This is a genomic window from Pantoea sp. SIMBA_079, from assembly GCF_046940275.1.
In the GTDB taxonomy this organism is placed as follows: Bacteria; Pseudomonadota; Gammaproteobacteria; order Enterobacterales; family Enterobacteriaceae; genus Pantoea; species Pantoea borealis.
Genome location: NZ_JAWRYR010000102.1, coordinates 1 through 336, shown reverse-complemented (window position 1 = coordinate 336; position 336 = coordinate 1). Strand labels below are relative to the sequence as shown.

At 50.6% G+C, this 336-nt stretch carries 1 pseudogene; it reads left to right on the top strand.

The features are described from left to right. Nucleotides 1-257 precede the first annotated feature (257 nt). Nucleotides 258-336: pseudogene (locus SB719_RS19295) on the top strand (sulfurtransferase TusA); the annotation flags it as partial.

Below are 336 nucleotides of genomic sequence, written 5' to 3'. Positions count from 1 at the left end.
GCATTTTTGCTGCACTGGCTGCGCTTGCGTAGCCCGATCGCTTACTTCAGTAAACCTCCGGGTATATACGCGCTTGCCACCTTGCCAAAAAGCAAACGATTTTGGGGACTAAGCAACGATTTTAAAAAAAACGGACGTCATCTTAACCCGTTGCGCAATTTATGCAACGGTTAATTTTAGCGCAATCGTTGTCGCCTTGCGCTGCGGACATGGCGAGCTAGAATGAGCATCTTTGTTTACTTACCGATAAGAGAATCATGCGCGATCCTTACTCCGCACCCGACCATACGCTGGATGCGCTGGGCCTGCGCTGCCCTGAACCCGTGATGATGGTAC